7 protein-coding genes are annotated in these 5822 nt (G+C 65.9%); 5 read left to right on the top strand and 2 right to left on the bottom strand.

Annotated features, from left to right (window positions below; all coding sequences use genetic code 11):
* Positions 1–1836, bottom strand: a 1836-nt coding sequence (locus FKP22_RS18995) for an NADPH-dependent 2,4-dienoyl-CoA reductase (RefSeq protein WP_141289281.1), incomplete at its 3' end; no start/stop codon positions are given.
* A gap of 131 nt (positions 1837–1967) precedes the next feature.
* Here FKP22_RS18995 and FKP22_RS18990 point away from each other — a divergent pair.
* From FKP22_RS18990 to FKP22_RS32255, 5 genes are all read left to right on the top strand, one after another.
* Entirely contained in the window at positions 1968–2516 is a 549-nt protein-coding gene (locus FKP22_RS18990; RefSeq protein ID WP_141289280.1) for a PadR family transcriptional regulator, read from the top strand.
* Positions 2497–3195 (top strand): 3'-5' exonuclease, encoded by a 699-nt coding sequence (locus FKP22_RS18985; RefSeq protein ID WP_231011054.1) that lies wholly within the window; start codon positions 2497–2499, stop codon positions 3193–3195. The genes FKP22_RS18990 and FKP22_RS18985 overlap by 20 nt, the downstream gene beginning before the upstream one ends.
* A 241-nt stretch (positions 3196–3436) precedes the next feature.
* Positions 3437–3760 (top strand): hypothetical protein, encoded by a 324-nt coding sequence (locus tag FKP22_RS18980; RefSeq protein ID WP_141289279.1) that lies wholly within the window; start codon positions 3437–3439, stop codon positions 3758–3760.
* A 21-nt stretch (positions 3761–3781) separates the two neighbouring features.
* Positions 3782–3934, top strand: coding sequence for a hypothetical protein (locus tag FKP22_RS18975; protein WP_211361464.1), 153 nt, complete (start codon positions 3782–3784; stop codon positions 3932–3934).
* A 194-nt stretch (positions 3935–4128) separates the two neighbouring features.
* A complete protein-coding gene (locus tag FKP22_RS32255) occupies positions 4129–4698 on the top strand; it encodes a hypothetical protein (RefSeq protein WP_170200957.1) in 570 nt (189 codons plus the stop codon).
* Between the two features lie 110 nt (positions 4699–4808).
* Here the strand turns inward: FKP22_RS32255 and FKP22_RS18970 are convergent.
* The coding region (locus FKP22_RS18970; protein WP_141289278.1) for a putative bifunctional diguanylate cyclase/phosphodiesterase at positions 4809–5822 on the bottom strand (1014 nt) is incomplete at its 5' end.

Genomic DNA, 5822 nt, shown 5'->3' with positions numbered 1-5822 from the left:
CATGCGCAGGTGCAGGCCCTCGTCGTCGATGCGCTCGTACTGCACACCCGCCGCCATCTCCACGCCGCGCGCCTTCAGCCCGGCGCGGTGGATCCAGCCGGTGGTCTTGCCCAGTTGCTCGCCCACCTTGCTGGCCTTGCGCTGCAGCAGGTGCACCTGGTGCGCAGGCACGGGCACTTGCGGCGCCTTCAGGCCGCCGGGCCGCGAGTAGGCGGTGTCCACGCCCCATTCGGCATGGAAGCGCTGTGGCGATGGGGCTTCGCCGTCACCTTCGTGCACCAGGTATTCGGCCACGTCGAAGCCGATGCCGCCCGCGCCGATCACCGCGACCCGCTTGCCAATCGACACATGGTCGCGCAACACGTCCAGGTAGCCCAGCGCCTTCGGATGGTCCAGCCCAGCGATGTCCGGCACCCGCGGCGTCACGCCGGTCGCCAGCACCACCTCGTCGAACCCGCCCGCGGCAAGCTGCGCTGCGCTTACGCGGGTGTCCAGCTTCAGCGCCACGTCCTGCAGCTCGATCTGGCGACGGAAGTAGCGCAGCGTCTCGTGGAACTCCTCCTTGCCCGGCACCTGCTTGGCGATGTTGAACTGCCCGCCAATCTCCGGCCCGGCCTCGAACAGCGTGACCGCATGGCCGCGCTCGGCCGCGGTGATGGCGCAGGCCAGCCCGGCCGGCCCGGCGCCGACGATGGCGATGCGCTTCGGCGCTGCCGTCGGCGCGACGATCAGCTCGGTCTCGTGGCAGGCACGCGGGTTGACCAGGCAGGAGGTGATCTTGCCGCCGAAGGTGTGGTCCAGGCAGGCCTGGTTGCAGCCAATGCAGGTGTTGATCTCGTCGGCCCGGCCCTCGCGCGCCTTGCGCACGAAATGCGGGTCTGCCAGCAGCGGGCGGGCCATCGAGACCATGTTGCAGAAGCCGTCGGCCAGCAGCTGTTCGGCCACTTCCGGCGTGTTGATGCGGTTGGTCGCCACCAGCGGGATCTGGACCTGGCCCATCAGCCGCTGCGTGACCCAGGCAAACGCGCCGCGCGGCACCTTGGTGGCGATGGTCGGCACACGGGCCTCGTGCCAGCCGATGCCGGTGTTCAGGATCGTGGCGCCCGCCGCCTCGATGGCCTTGGCAAGCTGGATGACCTCGTCCAGCGAAGAGCCGCCTTCGACCAGGTCCAGCATCGAGAGCCGGTAGACGATGATGAAGTTCGCGCCGACCCGCTCGCGCACGCGGCGCACGATCTCCACCGGGAAGCGCATGCGGCGCTCGTAGCTGCCGCCCCATTCGTCGTCGCGCTGGTTGGTGCAGGCGGCGACGAACTCGTTGATCAGGTAGCCCTCGCTGCCCATGATCTCCACGCCGTCGTAGCCGGCGTGCTGGGCCAGCGCCGCGCAGCGCACGAAGTCGTCAATGGTCGCTGCCACTTCCTCGCCGCTCAGCGCATGCGGCGTGAACGAATTGATCGGCGCCCGCAACGCGCTGGGTGCGACCAGCGTCGGGTGGTAGGCATAGCGCCCGAAATGCAGGATTTGCATCGCGATGCGCCCGCCTGCGGCATGCACCGCTCGCGTGACGAGTCGGTGCTTCTCGGCTTCCTCTTCGGTGGTGAGCATCGAGCCACCGCGCATCGGGCGGCCTCGTTCGTTCGGCGCAATGCCGCCGGTCACCATCAGCCCCACCTCGCCGCGCGCCCGCTCGGCATAAAACGCTGCCATGCGCTCGAATCCCTGTGGCGCTTCCTCCAGGCCCACATGCATCGAGCCCATCAGCACGCGGTTGCGCAGCGAGGTGAAGCCCAGTTCCAGGGGCTGAAGCAGGTGAGGGTAGGCGGTGGTGGTCATGGGCGGCGGCTTTATGCAACGGGTTGCAAACTCGATGGACCGCAATGTAGTGCGCCGCGCCTTTCAATGCAACTGGTTGCATAAATTGGCCAATTCCTCGGCTCGGATGCGGCTTCGGGCAAGATGCCGCCATGTCCCTGCCGCATGCCTTGTTGACCGCGCTGGCCGAGCGCCCCTGCTCGGGCCTGGAACTGGCCCGCCGTTTCGACCGCTCCATCGGCTACTTCTGGCACGCCACGCACCAGCAGATCTACCGCGAACTCGGCCGGCTGGAAGAAGCCGGCTGGGTGTTGTCCACCGCCGTGGCCCAGAGCCGTGGCCGCAAACGCAACTACAAGCTGCTGCCTGCCGGCAAGCGCGAACTCAAGCGCTGGGTCGCCGAGGCGGAAGACCCGAAACCCCAGCGCGACGAGCTGATGGTCAAGCTGCGCGCCGAAGCCGCCATCGGCCCGGCCGGGCTGGCGCCCGAGCTGCGCCGCCGCCTGGCGCTGCACGAGCAGAAGCTGGCGCTGTACCTGGAAATCGAGGCCACGGACTTCGCCGACCCGGACGCCAGCCGCGAGACGCAATTGCAGCACCTGGTGCTGCAGGCCGGCATTGCGCATGAGCGGCAGTGGATCGCCTTGAGCCAGCGTGCCTTGGCCTTGCTGGAGGTCAAGCGTGAAGAACAAGCTTCCTGAAGCCGCGCCCGCAGCGGGCTCGCCAGCCGAGCGGCGCAACAAGCCGCCGGTGCAGATGCCGGCGCCCAGGCCGTCGAAGGAAGAGATTGCGCTGCTGCCGCCCTACCAGGCGTTGCCGCCGAGCCGCATCCTGCTGGTCACCGAGGCCTCGCACCTGGCCTTTGTGGCGGCGGAGGTTGCGCGCGCCGGCATGGTGGGTTTCGACACCGAATCCAAGCCCATCTTCGGCGCAGGCCTGAAGTCCGACGGCCCGCACGTCATCCAGATCGCCACCCTGGACCACGCCTTCATCTTCCAGACCTTCCGCCGCGACACGCTGGCCGTGCTGCAAGAGATCCTGGAGTCGCCACACATCCTGAAGGTCGGCTTCGGCCTGAACTCGGACCGTGGGCCGCTGCAGGAGAAGCTCGGCATCGGACTGCAAAGCTGCATCGACGTCGCCCGCGCATTCCGCCCGCTGGGCTACCGAGAGGCCGTCGGCGTGAAAACCGCAGTCGCCATCGCCCTCGGCCAGCGCCTGCAAAAGTCCAGGAAGGCCACGACCTCCAACTGGGCGCTGCCGCAGCTTGCGCCTCGTCAATTGCAATATGCGGCAGACGATGCGCATGCGGCGCTGGCGGTGTTCATGGCGCTGGGGTGCCCGCAGAACCAGCCCGTGCGCGAAGCGAAGATTGAATAGGCGGCTCGGCAGCGGACGGGCGAGCACGACGGCCGGTCCTGAACCGATCGCCCGGTCAGGCGGCAGTGCGCGGCTTTTCGAGCAACTTGGCCACGTCGTCCGCGGTCTTCTGTTTGAAGTCCAGCCCGCCCAAGGCGGCGATGCTGCCGTCGCATGGTTGCACTCAGGCATCGCCCAAAGTGCGCGGCATGTGGCTCAATCGCAGTGCGCCGAATTCGTTTGACCTATCAGGAGGTTCAACATGCAAAACGTCTACCTGCCACTGCAATTGCCACTGCAGATGGCTCCATCCAGTCTGAGCCAGTCGATACTGCCGAATTGGTCGTTCAATCTGTTCAATGTCAACGTTGGCGCGTCTTCAAATGCCGCCGTCGAGCAAGAGGCACTGCAAACGGTGGGTAGCTACGGCAAGCAGATCGGCCACTTGGCTGAAGCCCTGGAGGTCGTCATTGGCCAGCTCAAGCTGCTCGAAGACCGGGCCCTTTCCCAGAAGGACAAGGATTCCCTTCGGATTTTCCTTGGCGATATCTCGGCCATCAGGAAGATCAAGACATCGTACGCATAGTCGTCTGGTTGGGTGAATGACATGAAGGCCGAGTACGACCTGTCGAAGATGAAGTCGCGTCGCAATCCGTATGCGTCGAAGCTGAAAAGGCCGGTCACACTGCGCCTCTTGCAGGACGTGGTGGGGTACCTCAAAGGTGTGGCTGCGAAGCTGGCACGCCTTCTCGGAGCCTGACCAATCTCTATCCCAGGGATCGCCTTGCCTAGAACCGCAAGATCGAGATCAGGTGGCCGGGCGCAGCGATGCGAGGCACGGCTGGATTCTTGGGACTCGGTTCGGGTTCGGTCAGGCGCTCGCGTCGATCTGCTCGACGCATCGGTGGTTCAAGCCAGCCTCGGCGGATGCCCTTTCGCTGAAATTTTGACTTCATGAATAAAAAACGTCTTGCCACTGCATCGGCCGCCTGGGGCCTCGCTATGTTTGTGGTCTATTGGTTCATGGCTGGATCGAAGGCCAACGCCCTTCTCCTGGCACTGGTGTTCTTGCTGTGCATGGTGGGCGGTGCTGTTTGGGGTGTCGGGATATACGCATTCAACAAACTGATCGTTCGCTATTCCGGACTACACGGGCAGCAGACCCGGCGAGCAATACAAACGCCCGCGCAGCGCAGACTTCAATTTGCTTCCATCGGGTTCAGCGTCCTGCCGGTGTTGTATGGGGTGTTCAACGACCCATTTCTTTGGCCGGCGCTGGCCGCTGCAGTGGGCCCTTCGCTCACCATGCTTCCGTTGGCTTCACGACCCGCGAGTTCGAGCCAAGTATGGGTTCGCTGTGGATGCGGCTTTCTATTGGGATTTATAGCCGCAGTCGCCACGCATTGGCTTGTAGTTGGGGGGGCGATCGGCATCTCTTCGTTGAAGCCGTGCGTGATTGCAGCGTTGTGCGCTGGGTCCTGGTCTTTCTCGTACGTGCTTTCCGCCAGAGCACGATCTGTCTAAGGTGCGCTCACCTCGGATCGACAACCCGGTTGCTGTCGCGTCGCCTGCGTGCACTAGCGTCGCTGTTCGGCTCCGCCGAGCTGGGTCGCTGACCCATTCACGGCTGGTGGTTACGCCTCCGTGTTCACCGCCTCAACCTTGCGGTGATCCAGCGCCTCCGCCGGCCCCGGCCGGCCCAGCAGGTAGCCCTGCAACTCATCGCACCCCAGGCTCTGCAGCATCGCCATCTGCGGCTCGGTTTCGACGCCTTCGGCGTTGACGCGCATGCCCATTGCGTGGGCGAGGGAGACGATGGAGCGGACGATGAGGGCGACCTTGGCGTCGTGGACCAGGCTGCTGGTGAAGGCGCGGTCGATCTTGATCTTGTCGAAGGGGAAGCGCCAGAGGTAGGCGAGGCTGGAATAGCCGGTGCCGAAGTCGTCCATCGCGATGCGCACGCCCATGGCCGACAGCCCGCCCAGCGTGCGCAGCACTTCGTCGGTGCCGCTCATCAGCAGGGATTCGGTGATCTCCAGTTCCAGCCGGGCTGCGGACAGGCCGGCCACTTCCAGTGCCCGCTCGACGACGCGCACCAGGTCGTGCGTGGGCCGGAACTGCGCAGCCGAGAGGTTCACGGCCACGTGCAGTGGTGCCGGCCAGCTGGCGGCTTCGAGGCAGGCGCGTTGCAGGGCCCAGGCGCCCAGCGCCTCGATCTGGCCGGTCTGCTCGGCCAGTGGAATGAATTCGGCCGGCGGCACCATGCCGCGCTGCGGATGGCGCCAGCGCATCAGCGCTTCGTAGCCGAGCAGGGTTGTGCCGTCATTGGCCCACAGCGGCTGGTAGTGCAGCGACAGGTGGCCGTCTGCGAGTGCCGAGCGCAGGTCCTGCGCCAGCGAGCGGCGCTCGGCCAGTTCGCGGTCCAGCGCGGGGTCATAGAAGCTGAAACAGTTGCGGCCGCCGGTCTTGGCGCGGTACATGGCGACGTCGGCCTTGTGCAGCAGTTCGTCCACCGCCTGGGCGTCCACGCCAAAGCGCGCTGCGCCGACGCTGGCGCCGCAGAGCAGCGTGTGGCCGCTGAGCTCGAAGGGCAGGGCGATGGCATCGACCACGCGCTGGGCCAGCCGGCCCACGTCTTCCGGGCTGTT

The sequence above is a fragment of the Ideonella azotifigens genome, from assembly GCF_006519715.1.
In the GTDB taxonomy this organism is placed as follows: domain Bacteria; phylum Pseudomonadota; class Gammaproteobacteria; order Burkholderiales; family Burkholderiaceae_C; genus Ideonella; species Ideonella azotifigens.
This window is presented reverse-complemented; position numbering and strand designations above follow the sequence as displayed.

What these genes read in the sequence shown, in the direction of transcription:
- FKP22_RS18980 (WP_141289279.1), top strand. Translation starts at nt 3,437, where the DNA reads ATGCAAAACGTCTACCTGCCACTGCAATTGCCACTGCAGATGGCTCCA.
- FKP22_RS32255 (WP_170200957.1), top strand. Translation starts at nt 4,129, where the DNA reads ATGAATAAAAAACGTCTTGCCACTGCATCGGCCGCCTGGGGCCTCGCT.
- FKP22_RS18990 (WP_141289280.1), top strand. Translation starts at nt 1,968, where the DNA reads ATGTCCCTGCCGCATGCCTTGTTGACCGCGCTGGCCGAGCGCCCCTGC.
- FKP22_RS18975 (WP_211361464.1), top strand. Translation starts at nt 3,782, where the DNA reads ATGAAGGCCGAGTACGACCTGTCGAAGATGAAGTCGCGTCGCAATCCG.